The organism is Lentzea nigeriaca (assembly GCF_016907955.1).
Taxonomy (GTDB): Bacteria; Actinomycetota; Actinomycetes; order Mycobacteriales; family Pseudonocardiaceae; genus Lentzea; species Lentzea nigeriaca.
On the sequence record NZ_JAFBCX010000001.1, the window covers coordinates 1,316,819 to 1,332,740 of the forward strand.

A 15,922-nucleotide genomic window follows, 5' to 3' on the forward strand; every position below is an offset into this window, starting at 1 on the left:
CGAGTCCCGTTCGGGCCATGATCGTCGGCCATGCGCCGGACGAGAGCGCCCGGCTCACGCTTGCCCTGCAACTGGAGGGCGACATCACCGTGGTGAGCGAGGCGACCACGACCGCCGAGGCGGTGGCGGGCGTCGCCGGAGTGCGACCCGACGTCGTCGTGCTGACGCTGCGTGCGGAGGCTCGCGGCTGGTACGACGTCATCGAGCGGATCATGGCGTTCACACCGACCCCCATCCTGGTCGTGGCGAACGGCACCACGGGCCGTCGGGCGCCGTCCGCGGTGCGGGCCTTGATGTCCGGCGCGATCGACGTCCTGCCGGCGAACGGCGGCTGGACGGCCTCGTTGGCGGCAGAGCTGCGCCGGGCGGTGCGGCTGGTCTGCGGCGCGCACGTCGTGCGCCATCCCCGAGGGCTGAACCCGCGTGGCGAGTCCCAGCCCCGCACGCAGCTTCCGATCGTGGCCGTGGGCGCCTCCACCGGTGGCCCGAGTGCGCTGGCCACACTCCTGGGAGGGCTCGGCGATCTCGACGCCCCCGTTCTCGTCGTCCAGCACCTGCATCCCGAGTTCACCAGCGGGCTCGTCGAGTGGATGAGCCGGGTCTCGGCTCTGCCCGTCGTCCTCGCGGCACACGGCGACACCGCCCAGCCCGGTCAGGTGTATTTCGCTCCTGGTGGTGTCCATCTGCGACTGGCCGCGGATCGGCGGCTCGAACTCGACACCGCTCCGCCGGCCACCCACCAGCCGTCGGTCGACGAGCTGTTCATGTCCGTGGCGAAGCAGGTCGGCGCGGGTTCCATCGGAGTGCTGCTGACCGGCATCGGCGACGACGGTGCCCGCGGGCTGCTGGCGATGCGCGAGCGGGGTGGCCAGACGCTCGCGCAGGACGAGTCCACGTCGGCCGTGTTCGGCATGCCGCAGGCCGCCCTGCGCATCGGGGCCGTGAACCGGCTGCTGCCCATCTCCGAGCTCGCCGACGCAGTCCGCATCGCCGCCCGCAGGGTCGGGTCATGAACGACGACGTGGCGTTCGGCGCCGTGCTGGACCGGGTCGCGGAACTGCTGCACCGGCACATCGGCCTGCGGTGCGAGTCCGCGCTGTACAGCAGGCTCCGGCGTGCCGTGCGGGACGAGGCTGCCGCACACGGTGTCGATGTCGAGGGCTACCTGGCGATGCTCACCCCGGGCAGTCCGGTCATGCAGCGCCTGCAGAACCGGATCACGGTCCAGGAGACGGCCTTCTTCCGCCACCCCGAGCAGTTCGAGACCCTCGCCCGCCACATCCTGCCCACCCTGCGCCCTCCGGTGAGGATCTGGAGCGCGGCGTGCTCCAACGGGCAGGAGCCGTACAGCCTCGCCATGCTGCTCGATGAGTCCGGTGTGGACGGTTCGGTGATCGCGACGGACCTGTCCACCTCGGCGGTGCAGCGCGCCGCGGAGGGCAGGTACTCCTCACGCGAGCTGACCGGACTGTCGCCCGAGCGCATCGCGCGGTACCTCACCCGCACGGGGCAGAGCTGGGAGGTCAACCGGGCGATCAGCGACCGCGTCACCGTCTTCCGGCACAACCTCCTCGACCCGATACCGGAGCGCGTCAAGTCCTGCCAGGTGGTCTTCTGCCGCAACGTGCTCATCTACTTCTCGCCGCAGCACGCCAAGATCTTCCTGGACCGGCTGGCGGACGCCATGCAGCGCAGGGTTTGGCTGTTCCTGAGCTCGACCGAGACGATCTGGCAGGTCAGCGGCCGCTACGAGGCGGTCCGGATCAACGAGGGTTTCGTGCACCGCAACCGCGAAGCCGGCACCCCCGCCGCCGGACCACCGGCTCGTCCCCCGGCGATGCCGGAGAACCGGCGGTTCACCGGCAGGAAGGTGACCGCGCGAACTCCTGTCCCCGCTGCGCCTCCTGCCCCTCCCAGACCACCGGACCACGCCGAACAGGCCGCGCTGGCCGCCAGGGTCGGGCAGGAGGCGCTGAGCGCGGGCGACTGCGGGTCGGCTGTCGTCGAGTTCCGGAAGTGGGCCTATCTGACCCCCGACGACGTGATGGCCCACGTCCACCTGGGACTCGCCCTGGAGGCCGCGGGAGAACGCTCGTCGGCCCGCCGCGCCTACAGCGTGGCGCGGCAGGTACTGGTCACCGTCGACCCGGCCCACGTCGAAGGGGCCATGGAGGGCTTCGCCGTCGACGAGCTGGCCAGGTTTCTGCACGGGAAGAACCAGGAGTGCGAGAAATGATCACGATGGTTCGTTTCCGCACCGGAGAAAGCCAGTACTGCCTGGCTGTCGACGCGACGCGTGCGGTACGCACCACGAGCGGGCTTCTGCCGCTCCCACAAGGACGTTCCGATGTCGTCGGCATCCTTCCCGGTGACCCGCCACTGACCGTCATCGCACCGTTCGGTGCCGGTGGCGACAAGGTCCTCGTGGTCGAGGCGGGACAGAAGACCTTCGGTGTGCTGGTCGACTCCGTGACCGGGCTGACCCGCGTGGACGAGTCCGACATCCGCCCGGCGCCGGACGGGCAGGACCGCCGGTTGATCTGCGGGACCTTCCGCAGCGATGGCGAACTGACCCTGGTGACCGATCCGGAAGTCCTGGTGGGACGACTGTGATCACCAACTCGACGGTGCTCGTCGCCGACGACTCGCTGGTGATCCGGGCCGTGGTCCGCGCCGGCCTGGAGGACGCGGGCTACACGGTGGTCGAAGCCGACGACGGTCCTGCCGCGATCGCCTGGTGCCGCACGTGCCCACCCGACGTGATCCTGCTCGACATCGAGATGCCGGGCTTGGACGGTCACGAGGTGCTGGCCGCGCTCAAGAGCGACGAGACCACACGCGACGTTCCCGTCGTGTTCCTCACCGGCCGCACCGGCATGGACGATCTGGTCTCGGGCATGCACGGCGGCGCCCACGACTACCTGAGAAAACCGTTCGAGCCTCCGGAGCTGCTGGCCAGGGTCAGCGCGGCGGTGCACGTCAAGAAGCTGCAGGACCAGCTGCGCCGGCGCAACGCGGAGCTGGAACGGCTCAGCCGCACCGACCTGCTCACCGGGCTGTTCAACCGCCGGCACATGGAGGAGCAGCTGACCAGCTGTCACAGCTTGGCCGTCCGGCACGGTGAGCCGATGGCGCTGGTGCTGTTCGACATCGACCACTTCAAGACCGTCAACGACACCTACGGCCACGCGGTGGGTGACCTCGTGCTGCAGGATTTCTCCCGCCGTGTCGCGGAAGCTCTGCGGCAGGAGGACGTCGCCGCCCGGTGGGGCGGCGAGGAGTTCCTGGTGCTGCTGCCCCTCACCGACATCACCGGCGCCGCCGAGTTCGCCGAGCGCGTGCGTTCCTCCGTGGCCGCCGCGCCCGTCGTCGCGGGCGGACACCGGGTCCAGGTGACCCTCAGCGGTGGCTGTGCGCTCGGTCCCGGTGACGGGGTCGACGCCGTGCTCAGCCACGCCGACCAGCGCCTCTACGAAGCGAAGCGCCTGGGCCGCAACCGCATCGTCGCGTCGTCCTGACTTGGAGCACACCGCTTCCCATCCCCTGGGGGTGCTGGTCGATCTCGCACGACGTGGAGCTGCCCAGCGGTCCCGACAAACGCACCGTCACTGACGAAGGTCGGCAGGCCGCGGGTCCGGCGCACTCGATTTCTTCACGGTCGAGTGAACCTTTCAGGATTCGGCATAAGAATAGCCGCACCACGAGGTCGGGTATACGACCGGCTGGTCCTGAGGCTTCAGGTCCAACTACTCATCGAGGTTGGTCGAGATCGTGCGTGTCAACACTCGGTGAGGAGTGCTTCATCCCGAGATGTAGCAGCTGACGTCTTGCGTTCGAGCAGTTTTCGACGCCAGGCTTCCACGGCTTGGCCACGCAAGCCCAGGATTTCGGTCGAGCAATTGACAGGGCCTACCGGTGGGCATTCCAAGATATTCAGTCACCCATTCGGCGGCCCTTTCCTGAGAAGGTTTTTCCGCCCGCCAATACCGCACTTTCGGAAAGAAAGGCTGGCCATGCTGAAAATGGTGGCGGCTGCCGCCCTCGTGCTGACCGCGGTCCTTACCGCGCCCGCCGCGCAGGCAGTTCCCGATGTTCCCGATTACGTCAGGATCGACGTGGTCACCGTGAACGGTTCCGGCTGTCGCGCCGGCACCGCGGCGGTCGCGCCCGCTGACGACCGCACGGCGTTCACGGTCACCTACAGCGATTACCTCGCCCAGGCCGGACAGAGTTCGTCGCCGACGGACTTCCGCAAGAACTGCCAGCTCAACATCAGAGTCACCTATCCGCAGGGCTTCACGTACGGCATCGCCCAGGCTGACTACCGCGGGTTCGCCCATCTGGAGGCGGACGCAACCGGCATGGAGAAGGGCACCTACTACTTCCAGGGCATGTCGCAGAGCGCGAGCCGCATCCACAGCTTCTACGGTCCGAAGAACGACAACTGGCAGGCCACCGACCGCGCCCAGGTGTGGGAAATCGTCTACGCGCCGTGCGGTCAAGTCCGCCACCTGAACATCAACACCGAGCTGCGGGTGAACGCGGGCTCCTCGAAGGCCGTCAGCTTCATGACCATGGATTCGACGGACAGCAGCGTGAGCACGAAGTACCAGTTCTCCTGGAAGCGCTGCTGATCCAGGCACCGATTGCCGCCACCCGTTCACTGTTGGACCCCAGACGGAAAGGTGCCCCATGCTCAACACACTGGCCGCGGCCGCGCTCGCGATGTCGACGATCATCATCCCGACCGGTGGCGCCGCCGGCGACACGGCGCCGCCGGACCACATCACCATCGACGTCGTGACCATCAACGGCTCAGGCTGCAAGGTGGGAACGGCCGCCATAGCCGTGAGCCCCGACAACAAAGCGTTCACCGTCACCTACAGCGACTTCTTGGCACAGGTCGGGCCGCAGGCACTGGCGACCGACTCCCGCAAGAACTGCCAGCTGAACTTGCGCGTCAACGTGCCGTCCGGCTTCACCTACGGCATCGCGTCCACCGACTACCGCGGTTTCGCGCACCTGGAACGCGGCGCCACGGCCCTGGAACGAGCCAACTACTACTTCCAGGGCATGTCGCAAACGGCGTACAAGCAGCACGGCTTCAAGGGCCCGATGAACGAGGACTGGCAGGCGACCGACACGACCGCGGTCGCCGCGATCGTCTACCACCCGTGCGGTGAGAAGAGAAACTTCAACATCAACACCGAACTGCGGGTGGCCGCGGGCACGTCCGACCCGACGAAGGTCACGAGCTTCATCTCGATGGACTCCACCGACGGGTCGATCGAGACGACCTACCACTTCGCGTGGAAGATCTGCCCACCGAAGCCGTAACCCCTCACCCCGGTGCCGGGCGCCCCGTCACGGGGTGTCCGGCACGGTGGTTCCAAGATCGTTTGATGTCAGGCCGAGTGTCTGACACGACCGGCGATGGCCCAGACTCCATGGGGGTCTGACCGGGTAAGACGTGCGGCTCGCCGGGCGCGGCAGCGCTGCGGAAATTCCGTGACCACGACTGGCGAGCTTCACCACTGATTGATCCATCAGCACTGTCATGCAGTACCTTTCGGGTATGGCCACACCGCGATCCGGCAGCGCCGGGCCCACCACGCGCACGGACCGGCGTAAAGCCCAGACCCGCCAGAAGCTGATCGACGCGGCGCGTGGCTTCCTCGCCAGTGACACGCATGCCACGGTGAGCATTCAGGACATCACCGACGCCGCCGACGTGGGTTTCGGCTCGTTCTACAACCACTTCTCCAGCAAGACGGAGTTGTTCGAGGCGGCGGTGTCGGAGGTGCTGGAGGAGCTCGGCCGGTTGCTGGACGACCTGAGCGGCGACGTCGACGATCCGGCGATGGCCTTCGCCCAGTCGATGCGGTTGACCGCGCGCCTCGCGGTGACGCGGCCGGAGATGGCACAGGTGCTGGTGCGCCACGGAATGGCCTACATCGACGCGGACGAGGGGCTGGCTCCGCGGGCCCTGCGCGACATCGAGGCCGGGGTCGCATCCGGCCGCTTCCAGGTCGGTGAACCGCGACTGGCTCTCGCCACCACGGCCGGGGCCCTGCTGGCCGTGCTGCACACGTCGTTGGTGAACCCGGAGGGCGTCACCGACGCGACGTGCGACGAGGTGGCCGAACAGTTGCTGCGCATGCTCGGAGTCCCGCTGGTCGAAGCACACGAGATCGCGACGGCACCGCTGCCCGACGCCTCGGCCGTCAGCCAGGTCTGATCGTGGGTGGTTGTGGTCGTCTTGGCGATCGGCGTTGCGGATGTGGGATCAGGGTCGTTCTACAAGGTCCACGGTGCCGTGCTTGACGCATTGACTTCGGACCTCGACGACCCGGCCCAAGTCCTCGCTCGGGCATCGCGGGAATCCTGAGCTCCGTAAGGTCCTGCTGTACTTCGGATTCGATCTGTCCAGTATGGACAAAGGTCTCGTTCCGCGGGTCCGCCGCGACATCGAGGCCGCCACGCGTGCTGGTCGGTTCACCGCAGGCGACACCGGGGTCATCCACGACCCGAAACGGTCAGAGACTGGAACAGGCCGGGTCGTCGTAGTCGGCGGTGATCTCGTCGAGAAGCGCGCCGTGCTCCTCGAGTGCCTCCGCGCTGCTGCCGCGGGCTGGCAACCGCCTGGCGGCGGCCACGAGCGCGGCGCGGGTACGTGCCTTGCGCCGGTCGAGTCGGTTCACAACAGGTCTCTCGCACACGATGCGAGGTCAACACAATTCTGATGAACACATCAGCTTTGATGAGACTTGACAACTGCGCGTCGACAACTGATGATTTCATCAGTCCCGTGGAAGGGGTCATCAATGACGGCACGAGCCAGTAGTGATCGTGTAGATGTGCACAGCGGCCTGCACAGCGACCAGGGCGCGGTGCGGGGAGATCGGCCGCACCGCGCGAAGAACCCGGTCGTCAAGGTCGTGGACCTCGCCTGGCTGGAGTTCGAGAAGCCCGACCTCGACGCCGCAGAGCGGTTCGCCCACGACTTCGGGTTCGCCACCGCTGTCCGCACCGCGGACACCCTGTACCTGCGCGGGGCACTGGCCGGCACGCACTGCGTCGTCATCCGCCAGGGCGCGAGGTCACGCTTCGTCGGCCCGGCCTTCAAGGCGGTGGACGTCGCCGACGTGCACCGCCTGGCGAAGGCGACGAACAGTTCCGCACGCGAGCTCCGCGGCCCCGGCGGCGGTGTCGGCGTCGATCTGGTAGACCCGTCGGGTGTCCCGTTGCGCGTCGTCGCCGGGGTGGCCGAACTGCCGGAACTCGCTCTTCAACGCCCGCTGACGGTGAACGCCGGTGGTGAGGTCGGCCGGGCGAACGCGACCCAGCGCCCGCCACGCGAGCCCGCGCGCATCGAGCGGCTTGGTCACGTCGTGCTGGAGTCGGCGCGGTTCAACCGGGCGCTGGACTGGTACCAGCAGTACCTCGGGCTGATCGTCAGCGACTTCCTGTACTTCCCCGGGCAGCGCGACTGCGGGCCGACGATGGCGTTCATCCGCTGCGATCGCGGTGCCACCCCCGCCGACCACCACACGCTGGCGATGTCGCTCGGCCCCGGCCGCAAGTACATCCACTCCGCCTATCAGGTCGCCGACCTCGACGCGCTCGCCGCCGGCGGCGAGTACCTGAAGGAGCACCGGTACAAGCACTCGTGGGGCATCGGACGGCACATCGAGGGCAGCCAGATCTTCGACTACTGGCGCGACCCGGACGGGTTCCTCGTCGAGCACTTCACCGACGGCGACATGTTCGACCACACCGTCGAGCCAGGCTGGGCGCAGATGTCGGCCAGTGGCCTCTCGCAGTGGGGACCCGCGATCACCCGCGACTTCCTCGAGGTCAATCCGTCCATGGCCAAGCACGTCCTGGCGGCACTCGCGGACGGCGACAACGAGTTCACCGCCCAGCGGCTGCTGGGTCTGATGAGGGTGGCGCGCTCATGATCAACTTGATTCGTCACGCCGAGGGCTGGGGCGTCGTGCGCGGCGAGCACGTCCTGCCGTTGGCAGGGGAGTACCCCACCGCCGCCGACGTGCTCGACGGGGGTGTGCGGTCTGCCCGCGCTCTGCTGGCCGACCCCGGCGCCGCGTCCGTGCCGCTCGCCGGCGTCACCCCGCTCAACCCGCTGCCGGGTGCGCGGGTCTACTGCCAGGGCGCGAACTACCGCTCGCACATGGTCGAGTCCGGAATGGACCCGGACCGGGCGTTCAACATGCTGTTCACCAAGTCGACGGCGTCGCTGTCGGGCGCGCACGACGACATCGTCACACCCGCGCACGTCCGGCTGCTCGACTACGAGGTCGAACTCGGTGTGGTCATCGGGAAGCCGATCACCGGGCCGGTGCGGGTCACCGCGGCCGACCTCGCCGACTACGTAGGGGCGTTCGTGGTGGGCAACGACGTCAGCGCGCGTGACGTCCAGCTGCCGCAAGGCCAGTGGTACAAGGGCAAGAGCTACCGCACGTTCTGCCCGGTCGGACCGTACCTGTGCGTGCCGGAGCGGGACGAGGTCGCGCGGTGGAGCGAGCTGCGCCTGACCCTGTCGGTCAACGGCCGGACGAGGCAGAACGCGCTCGCCGGCGACATGGTGTTCAAGCCCGCTGAGACGCTCACGGAGTTCTCGCAGCTCGAGACGTTCGCGGTCGGCGACCTGATCCTCACCGGTACGCCGGGCGGTGTCGCGCTGCAGCCGCCGGGCGGGATCGCGCAGAAGATCGCCGGTCTGCTGCCGGAGGCCAAGAAGTGGGAACTGTTCGTGAAGGGGCAGGCGCGCAGCAGCGCCTACCTCAAGCCGGGCGACCGGTTGGTCAGCACCATCCGCACCGACGACGGCGGTCTCGACCTCGGCGTCCAGCACAACACGGTGCGGTAGTCGTGGAACACGTCCCCGTCGTCATCATCGGCGCCGGCCCGACCGGCGCGAGTGCCGCGATCATGCTCGGCCGTCGCGGCATCGGCACGCTCGTGCTCGAGCGGTGGCCGGACATCTACCCCCTGCCGCGTGCCGTCCACTTCGACGACGAGGTTTTCCGGACGTTCGCGGCCATGGGCCTGGCGGACGAGGTGCGCGTGATTTCCCGGCCGGCTCCTGGCATGCGCCTGGTCGACGCCCGGCAGCGGGTGCTCGCCGACCTGTGCCGCACGCGGAAGGTGCACGGCTATCCGCAGGCGAACATGTTCGACCAGCCGGAGCTCGAGGCGGTGCTGCGCAACGCGTTGGGGAAGTACGAGTCGGTGCGGTTCCGGGGTGGTGCCGAGGTCGTCGACATCCAGCACCTGGGCGCGAAGCGCGTGCACGTGCGGTACCGCGACACGGAGACGGGCGCCGAGCACGAGGTGTGTGCCGACGCGGTGCTCGGCTGCGACGGTGCGAACAGCATCACGCGCGGCGTCGTCGGTGCGCGCATGGAGAACCTGCACTTCGAGCAGCAGTGGCTCGTCGTCGACGTCAGCACGTCCTGTCCGCTCGACGTCTACGACGGCGTGCAGCAGGTGTGCGACAACGACCGCGCGGCGACGTTCATGCCGGTGACGCCCGGCCGCTACCGCTGGGAGTTCCGGCTCAAGCCCGGCGAACGACCCGAGGACTTCGACCACGACGCCGTGCTCGAACTGACCCGGCCGTGGCTGCGAGGTGCCGACGTCGACAAGCTCACCTTCATGCGCCAGACCTGCTACACGTTCCGTGGAGTCGTGGCGGACCGGTGGCGCGACGGGCGGGTGTTCCTGCTCGGAGACGCCGCGCACCAGACCCCGCCGTTCATCGGCCAGGGCATGTGCGCCGGCATCCGCGACGCCGCGAACCTCACCTGGAAGCTCGCCCTCGTCCTGACCGGCGCGGCCGACGAGCGACTCCTCGACACCTACGAGGCGGAGCGCCTGCCGTACGCGCGCCGCGTCGTGCGGCTCGCGATCGGGGTGGGGGCGGTGATGACCGGCGGACCGACGCGGTTGACCCGGCCGCGCAACGCGCTCATCCGTGGCGCCACCAAGCTGCTGGGCGAAGAGGACCGGCTCGTCACCACGTTGTGGCCGACGTTCGCGCCCGGTCCGCTGGTGCACGACGGCGGGCGGCTGCGCAAGCGCACCGGCGACGTGTTCGGCCAGCCCGTGGTCGCCGGTGTGCGACTCGACGACGTGATCGGCGAGGGCTGGGCGATCGTGCATCGCGGCCCTGACCGCATCACCGCCTTCGACCCGGACACCCGTGCCTTCTTCGACCGCCTCGGCACCGTCGTCGTGCGCCTGTCCGACGCCGACTCCGAAGCGAATGCGTTGCTGGACCACCTGCGCGCCGACGCCGTGCTGCTGCGCCCGGACCGCGTCGTCGCGGCCGCGGGCGACACGCCTGATCTCCGCGTCTGGCAGCGCCGGCTTGTCGCCGCCGGCATCGCCCCCACCACTGGAGAGGCCGAACGATGACCTACAGCTCCGTCGGAGAACGCTTCCTCGCGCAGTGCGCCGCATCCGGCGCGCGTGAGGCGTTCCGCGCACCCGGACACGGTGGCGGGTGGCAGTCGCTGACCTGGTCCGAGACCGCCGATCGTGCCCGCGACCTGGCCGCCGGGCTGCTCGCCCTCGGAGTGCGACCCGAGCAGCGGGTCGCGATCGCCGCGGCCACGCGGCTGGAATGGGTGCTCGCCGACCTCGCCGTCACGCTGGCGGGCGCGGCCACCACCACGGTCTACCCGAGCACCAACGCCGAGGACGTCGACTACATCCTCACCGACTGCGCCGCGGTGGTCGTCTTCGCCGAAGACCCCACGCAACTGGCGAAGCTGCGCTCCGGCAACGGTTTCGTCGGCGACGTGCACCACGTCGTCCTGTTCGACGGCGAGAGCGAGGGTGACGCGGTACTGAACCTCGACGGGCTCGCCCAGCTCGGACGCCACCACCTCGCCAAGCACCCCGATGCGGTCGACCAGGTCCTCGCCGCGATGGCCCCTGAGCACCTCGCGACGATCATCTACACCTCCGGCACCACCGGACGCCCCAAGGGCGTCGAGCTCACCCACGCGAACTGGCTCTACCTCGGCGCCGCCATCGCGTCCGAGGGCGTGATCCGCCAGGACCACCTGCAGTTCCTCTGGCTGCCGCTCTCGCACGTGTTCGGCAAGCTGTTGCTCGCCGCTCAGTACGAGATCGGCTTCGTCACCGCCGTCGATGGCCGCATCGACCGCATCGTCGACAACGTCGCCCTGATCAAACCGTCCTTCATGGCCGCAGCGCCCCGCATCTTCGAAAAGATCTACAGCCGCGTCATGTCGACCACCGGCGCGGCCGGCGGGCTGCAGGCGAGGATCGCGACGCGCGCCTTCGCCATCGGCATCGACGCCGTGCGGCGCAAGCAGCAGCGCCGTTCCGTACCGATGTGGCAACGCGCGGGACTCGCCATCGCCGACCGGCTCGTCTTCGCGAAGATCCGTGCACGCCTCGGCGGCAACCTCGAGTACCTCGTGTCCGGCAGCGCCGCACTGGCACCCCAGATCGCGGAGTGGTTCGCCGCTGTCGGCCTGCCGATCCTCGAGGGCTACGGCCTGACCGAGACCAGCGGTGCCTCCTTCGTGAACCGGCCCGGCAGCGTCCGGATCGGCACCGTCGGCGTCCCGCTGCCCGGCACGCAGGTCCGCCTCGCCGACGACGGCGAAATCCTGCTCCGCGGCTCCGGCGTCATGCGCGGCTACCACAATTTGCCTGACCAGACAGCCGCGGTCATCGACGCCGACGGCTGGTTCGCCACCGGCGACATCGGCGAACTCGACGCCGAGGGATACCTGAGGATCACCGACCGCAAGAAGGACCTGGTGAAAACCAGCGGCGGCAAGTACATCGCGCCCACCGCGATCGAGTCGGCGGTCAAAGCCGCCTGCCCCCTCGTCTCGAACGCCGTCGTGATCGCCGACGGGCGCAACTTCGCCAGCATCCTGCTGACGCTCGACCCGGACGCGGTCTCTGCCGGGACCGACCCGCACGTGACCGTGCAGCGTGCGATCGACACGGTCAACGCCGGGCTCAACAGGTGGGAGACCGTCAAGCAGTACCGCATCCTGCCGCGCGAGCTCAGCGTCGAGGCCGGGGAGCTGACGCCGAGTCTGAAGATCAAGCGCGCCGTCGTCGTGAAGAACTACGCGGCCCTCGTCGACGACATCTACTCGGGAGCCGGCCACGACCACCGGCTCGGCTGAGGTGATTCAGGTTGCCGCACGCTCGCGACGCCCGTCATGCGGGCGTGTTCCAGCATGGTGCTGAGGGCTGCCAGCCGAATGTCACCCGCCGGCCCCTGTCAGGCGACGCCGGTCTCGGTGTCGAGCGTGAGTGTCGAGGTGCAGCCGTCCGCTCCCGGCACACCGGGGTTTCCGGCAGCGTATGGCCCGTAACGATCTACGGCCGGTGATCGAAGAACTGGCGTGAAGGCGTTGTTCGTGCGGCTCCGCCGATTCACCGGTGTGCGCGGGCTGATCGTGCTGTTTGCCGGCCTGACGGCCGGGCTCACCTTGCTCGCCATGGGCGGGTTGGAGAAGCTCAGCGGTGCGGGCGGCGTGCTCGGTATGGCGCTGAGCGCACTCGTGATGATCGTGGTGGGTGCCGCCAAGTACCCGCGGTCCGCGGGTACGCCGTCGCACGAGCAGGTCGTGTCCGGGTTGCTGCGGGCCCGGAAGAAGTACTGCCTCATCCTGCGGCCGTTCGGACAGGACGCCGAGATCGTGCTGCCGAGGACGGGGGCCAAACGCCGCACCGACGGTGGGCCCTTCACCCGCAACCTGACCATGGAGCAGCTCGTCACTCGTGCCGCGCGCACGGTGCTCGACATGGACACCTACGGCATCGTCGACCAGCGCACCACGTTCGCCCCGCCGGGGCCGATCCTGATGCGTGCCGCCGACGACGTGTGGCAGGAGGTCGTCCAGCGCCTCATCGGCCGCGCACACGTGATCGTGCTGATCCTGCCGCCGGACCGGGACTTCGGCGACGGTTTCGTCTGGGAGATCGAGCAGATCCGGCAGGCCGGGGCGACGTCGCGCGTCGTCATCGTGCTGCCGCCGTGCGACCAGGACACGGAGGCGTACGAGGCGGCACTGCGCCGCGCGTGCGTGCTGCTGGCGTTGCTGGACGGCGAACTCGACCACTTCAAGGTCCACGAATACGAGCTGACGCTGCCCAGCGGCACGCTGGTCATCCGGTCGACCGCTGACGGAGCGAAGTGGTGGCAGATCCAAGACCAGCACGCGGAGCGCACGATGCTCGGCCGTAGGCGCAGGACCGTGGTGGCAGATGTGACCTATCTCGAAGTACTCGAGGTGGCGTTGCTGGAGATCGACCACGAGCAGTCGTGATCCGCAAGGGGAGGAGGTGCTGGTGCCCGGTTCCAGACCGACTGGGGCGAGAACCAGCAGCCTGCGGCCATCCGCGCGGCTTGTTTCTCGTCCTTCGTCGTGCCGGAGCCGGCGAGCGTGAACACAACGCGTTGGGGCGGATTGAGAGACCTGATCCGGTGAGCGGTGCGCGGACGCCCCGCGAAGGAGCTCGGTGCCGGCCTTCCACCATCAACGGTCGGTGCCGTCTCGTTGCTCTTTGACCCAGGCGGCCATCTGAGTGCGATTGGACAGGCCGACCTTGGTCAGGATGTTCTCCACGTGGGTTTCCGCGGTGCGCGGAGCGATCACCAGGCGGGCGGCGATCTCCTTGTTGGTGAGGCCCTCCGCGACCAGTTCGGCCACCTGTTGCTCGCGCCGGGTGAGAGTCCTCGCGAGACCGTCGGGTGACGGCGTCGCCCGAGGCGTCTCGTTCAGGGCGTACTCGTTCGCCTCTGCCAAGCTCAGGCCCAGGCCGCGCTGGAACGCGGTCTGGAACGCCTGCTCGCCCAGCGCGGCACGTGTCCGCTGCTCGCATATTTCGTGGTATCCGAGCAAGTGGGGGGATTTCGCCGGGGACGCGTCGGTGGCGTGCCAGCGTTCCGCCGCGGCGCCGAGCAGGGTCGCGGCGCGACGGGGATCCGGTCCGTCCGCCTCGATCCAGGCAAGGGCTTCCAGACACCAGGCGGCGCCGAGCAGGTCATCGAGCGGGCGCTTCAGACGCAGGCTCTGCTGCACCAACCCGACTGCCTGTCGTGGGTGGCCCTGTTGCCACAACGCCAGTCCGAGAACCCACAGCGAGATCGACCGGTACCACACCTCGCCACGGGGTTCGGTGATCGCAAGTGCCTCTTCGTGGCAGGCCAGTGCTCGAGCGGGATCTCCGAGGCCTTCGCTGGCCAGCGCGAGCGCGAGCAGGGCTTCGAGCAACATGAGCACGTCGTCCGTACCGCGATAGGCGTCGACCGCGGCTTTCAGGAGTACGACCGCGCGGTCGAGGTCACCCTGGAACATCGCGAGGTACCCCGAGGCGAGCCCGGACATCGCCGACGTCGAGGCATCGTTCAACTGCTCGGCGAGTTGCTGCTCCTCGCCCACCAGCGTCGACGCGGCAGCGATGTCGCTCTGGTGCCCGGCCAGCATGCTCGCGGCGTAGAGGGCACGGGCGAGGTCAGCACTCGGGTGCGTCCGCAGAGCCAGGGCACGGTTGAGCCAGTACCGGCCCTCGGTGAGCAGCCCGCGGCCGAACCAGTACGGGTACAGGGACGCGGCCATGCGCAGCGCGGCCGCGGACTCACCTGGTTCCACCAGACAGAACTCCAGCGCGGCCCGAATGTTGGGATACATCCGTCTCAGGCGGGCGAACCAGTCCACCTGCCGGTGACTGATCCACTCGGTTTCCGCTTGCGCCACCAGCACGGCGTACCAATCCCGATGCTGCCGGGCCAACGCGATGTCCTGTCCTGATTCCCGCAGCTTGTCCTGACCGAATTCGCGGATCGTGTCCAACAGCCGATACCGCACCACCGCGCCGTCGTTCTCGTGGATCACGATCGACTTGTCCACCAGGCAGCTCACCAGGTCGAGCACATCACCCGACGCGAGGTCGCCACCGGCACAGACACTCTCGGCGGCCTCCAGCTCGAAACCACCGGCGAAAACGGTCAGCCGAGCCCACAACAGCTGTTCCGCGCGGGTGCACAGCCCGTAGCTCCAGTCGATGCATGCCCGCAGGGTGCGGTGCCGGTCCGGGGTTCCGCGCAGACTGACGCCCAAGATCCGGAACCTGTCGGACAGGCGGTGCAGAATCTCGTCCGGTGAGAGTGCCCGCAACCAGACGGCGGCCAGTTCGATCCCCAGCGGCAGCCCTTCCAACCGGCGGCAGATCTCCGCGACCACGCCAGCGTTGCCGGACGTGAGGCAGAAGCCCGGAACCACTGCCCCGGCGCGCTCTGTGAACAGAGCCACCGCTTCGAACCGAGCCGCCTGTCGCACGGTGGGTGGCCGTCCTGAGTCCGGCTCAGGCGTCGGCAGCGGCGGCACCTGACGCGTGAGCTCGCCGCCGATGCGCAGCGGTTCCCGACTGGTGGCCAGCACCCACAACTCCGGACAGGATCGCAGCAGCGCATCGCCCAGCTTCGCGACCGCGTCCACCACGTGCCCGCAGTTGTCCAGTACCAGCAGCACGTGCCGCTCAGCCAGGTGCTCCGTCAGTCTCGCGACCGGCGTCGACGACTCGCCCAGCGGGCCTTGCTCCCTCAGGCCGAAGGCGTCCGCGACGGCGTGCTCCACCAGCGCCGGATCCTGCACCTCACCCAGTTCGACCAGCCAGACCCCGTCGTCGAAGGCTCGCTGAAGCTGCGTGGCCACCCGCAGCGCAAGGCGGGACTTGCCGACACCCCCGACTCCGGTCAACGTCACCAGCCGAGAGGCCGACAGCATCTGCTTGGTCTCGGCCACCTCACGCCGACGGCCCACAAAACTGGTGAGCTCCAGGGGGAGGTTCCCGGCCTTGCCCGGCGCAGTGGGGGACATGACACCTTCACCTGACC

14 protein-coding genes are annotated in these 15,922 nt (G+C 68.8%); 12 read left to right on the plus strand and 2 right to left on the minus strand.

Annotated elements, in window-relative coordinates; translation table 11 throughout:
- The first annotated feature begins 17 nt into the window (after window positions 1–17).
- From JOD27_RS05290 to JOD27_RS05320, 7 genes are all read left to right on the plus strand, one after another.
- Window positions 18–1,013: a chemotaxis protein CheB gene (locus JOD27_RS05290; protein WP_204760912.1), complete on the plus strand. Its 996-nt coding sequence runs from the start codon at window positions 18–20 to the stop codon at window positions 1,011–1,013.
- Window positions 1,010–2,236, plus strand: a complete 1,227-nt coding sequence (locus JOD27_RS05295) for a CheR family methyltransferase (RefSeq protein WP_204760913.1) — start codon at window positions 1,010–1,012, stop codon at window positions 2,234–2,236. Before JOD27_RS05290 ends, JOD27_RS05295 begins: the two co-directional genes overlap by 4 nt.
- Complete coding sequence (locus JOD27_RS05300; RefSeq protein ID WP_204760914.1) at window positions 2,233–2,613, plus strand: chemotaxis protein CheW; 381 nt, start codon at window positions 2,233–2,235, stop codon at window positions 2,611–2,613. The genes JOD27_RS05295 and JOD27_RS05300 overlap by 4 nt, the downstream gene beginning before the upstream one ends.
- A complete protein-coding gene (locus JOD27_RS05305; protein WP_204760915.1) occupies window positions 2,610–3,518 on the plus strand; it encodes a diguanylate cyclase in 909 nt (302 codons plus the stop codon). The genes JOD27_RS05300 and JOD27_RS05305 overlap by 4 nt, the downstream gene beginning before the upstream one ends.
- A 495-nt stretch (window positions 3,519–4,013) precedes the next feature.
- Window positions 4,014–4,634, plus strand: a complete 621-nt coding sequence (locus JOD27_RS05310) for a DUF4360 domain-containing protein (RefSeq protein ID WP_204760916.1) — start codon at window positions 4,014–4,016, stop codon at window positions 4,632–4,634.
- 58 nt (window positions 4,635–4,692) lie between these two features.
- Entirely contained in the window at window positions 4,693–5,337 is a 645-nt protein-coding gene (locus tag JOD27_RS05315) for a DUF4360 domain-containing protein (RefSeq protein WP_204760917.1), read from the plus strand.
- A 238-nt stretch (window positions 5,338–5,575) separates the two neighbouring features.
- A complete protein-coding gene (locus JOD27_RS05320) occupies window positions 5,576–6,238 on the plus strand; it encodes a TetR/AcrR family transcriptional regulator (RefSeq protein WP_204760918.1) in 663 nt (220 codons plus the stop codon).
- Window positions 6,239–6,536: 298 nt separating this feature from the next.
- Here JOD27_RS05320 and JOD27_RS05325 read toward each other — a convergent pair whose 3' ends face one another.
- On the minus strand, window positions 6,537–6,701 hold the full coding sequence (locus JOD27_RS05325; RefSeq protein ID WP_204760919.1) for a hypothetical protein: 165 nt from the start codon (window positions 6,699–6,701) through the stop codon (window positions 6,537–6,539).
- Between the two features lie 123 nt (window positions 6,702–6,824).
- Between JOD27_RS05325 and JOD27_RS05330 the strand changes: the two genes are divergently transcribed.
- From JOD27_RS05330 to JOD27_RS05350, 5 genes are all read left to right on the plus strand, one after another.
- On the plus strand, window positions 6,825–7,961 hold the full coding sequence (locus JOD27_RS05330; RefSeq protein WP_204760920.1) for a VOC family protein: 1,137 nt from the start codon (window positions 6,825–6,827) through the stop codon (window positions 7,959–7,961).
- Window positions 7,958–8,890 carry a fumarylacetoacetate hydrolase family protein gene (locus JOD27_RS05335; protein WP_204760921.1) on the plus strand — a complete coding sequence of 311 codons (933 nt, stop codon included), beginning with the start codon at window positions 7,958–7,960 and terminating at the stop codon, window positions 8,888–8,890. Before JOD27_RS05330 ends, JOD27_RS05335 begins: the two co-directional genes overlap by 4 nt.
- Window positions 8,891–8,892: 2 nt before the next feature.
- On the plus strand, window positions 8,893–10,440 hold the full coding sequence (gene mhpA, locus JOD27_RS05340) for a bifunctional 3-(3-hydroxy-phenyl)propionate/3-hydroxycinnamic acid hydroxylase MhpA (protein WP_204760922.1): 1,548 nt from the start codon (window positions 8,893–8,895) through the stop codon (window positions 10,438–10,440).
- Window positions 10,437–12,203: an AMP-dependent synthetase/ligase gene (locus JOD27_RS05345; RefSeq protein ID WP_204760923.1), complete on the plus strand. Its 1,767-nt coding sequence runs from the start codon at window positions 10,437–10,439 to the stop codon at window positions 12,201–12,203. The genes mhpA and JOD27_RS05345 overlap by 4 nt, the downstream gene beginning before the upstream one ends.
- 222 nt (window positions 12,204–12,425) lie before the next feature.
- Window positions 12,426–13,352 (plus strand): hypothetical protein, encoded by a 927-nt coding sequence (locus JOD27_RS05350; protein WP_204760924.1) that lies wholly within the window; start codon window positions 12,426–12,428, stop codon window positions 13,350–13,352.
- Between the two features lie 210 nt (window positions 13,353–13,562).
- Here the strand turns inward: JOD27_RS05350 and JOD27_RS05355 are convergent, their stop codons facing one another.
- Window positions 13,563–15,905: an ATP-binding protein gene (locus tag JOD27_RS05355; protein WP_204760925.1), complete on the minus strand. Its 2,343-nt coding sequence runs from the start codon at window positions 15,903–15,905 to the stop codon at window positions 13,563–13,565.
- Window positions 15,906–15,922 lie beyond the last annotated feature (17 nt).

Bases quoted from the DNA above. Each gene is read 5' to 3' on its own strand.
- JOD27_RS05290 (WP_204760912.1), top strand. From the start codon at position 18: ATGATCGTCGGCCATGCGCCGGACGAGAGCGCCCGGCTCACGCTTGCC.
- JOD27_RS05295 (WP_204760913.1), top strand. From the start codon at position 1,010: ATGAACGACGACGTGGCGTTCGGCGCCGTGCTGGACCGGGTCGCGGAA.
- JOD27_RS05300 (WP_204760914.1), top strand. From the start codon at position 2,233: ATGATCACGATGGTTCGTTTCCGCACCGGAGAAAGCCAGTACTGCCTG.
- JOD27_RS05310 (WP_204760916.1), top strand. From the start codon at position 4,014: ATGCTGAAAATGGTGGCGGCTGCCGCCCTCGTGCTGACCGCGGTCCTT.
- JOD27_RS05315 (WP_204760917.1), top strand. From the start codon at position 4,693: ATGCTCAACACACTGGCCGCGGCCGCGCTCGCGATGTCGACGATCATC.
- JOD27_RS05320 (WP_204760918.1), top strand. From the start codon at position 5,576: ATGGCCACACCGCGATCCGGCAGCGCCGGGCCCACCACGCGCACGGAC.
- JOD27_RS05330 (WP_204760920.1), top strand. From the start codon at position 6,825: ATGACGGCACGAGCCAGTAGTGATCGTGTAGATGTGCACAGCGGCCTG.
- JOD27_RS05335 (WP_204760921.1), top strand. From the start codon at position 7,958: ATGATCAACTTGATTCGTCACGCCGAGGGCTGGGGCGTCGTGCGCGGC.
- JOD27_RS05345 (WP_204760923.1), top strand. From the start codon at position 10,437: ATGACCTACAGCTCCGTCGGAGAACGCTTCCTCGCGCAGTGCGCCGCA.
- JOD27_RS05355 (WP_204760925.1), bottom strand. From the start codon at position 15,905: ATGTCCCCCACTGCGCCGGGCAAGGCCGGGAACCTCCCCCTGGAGCTC.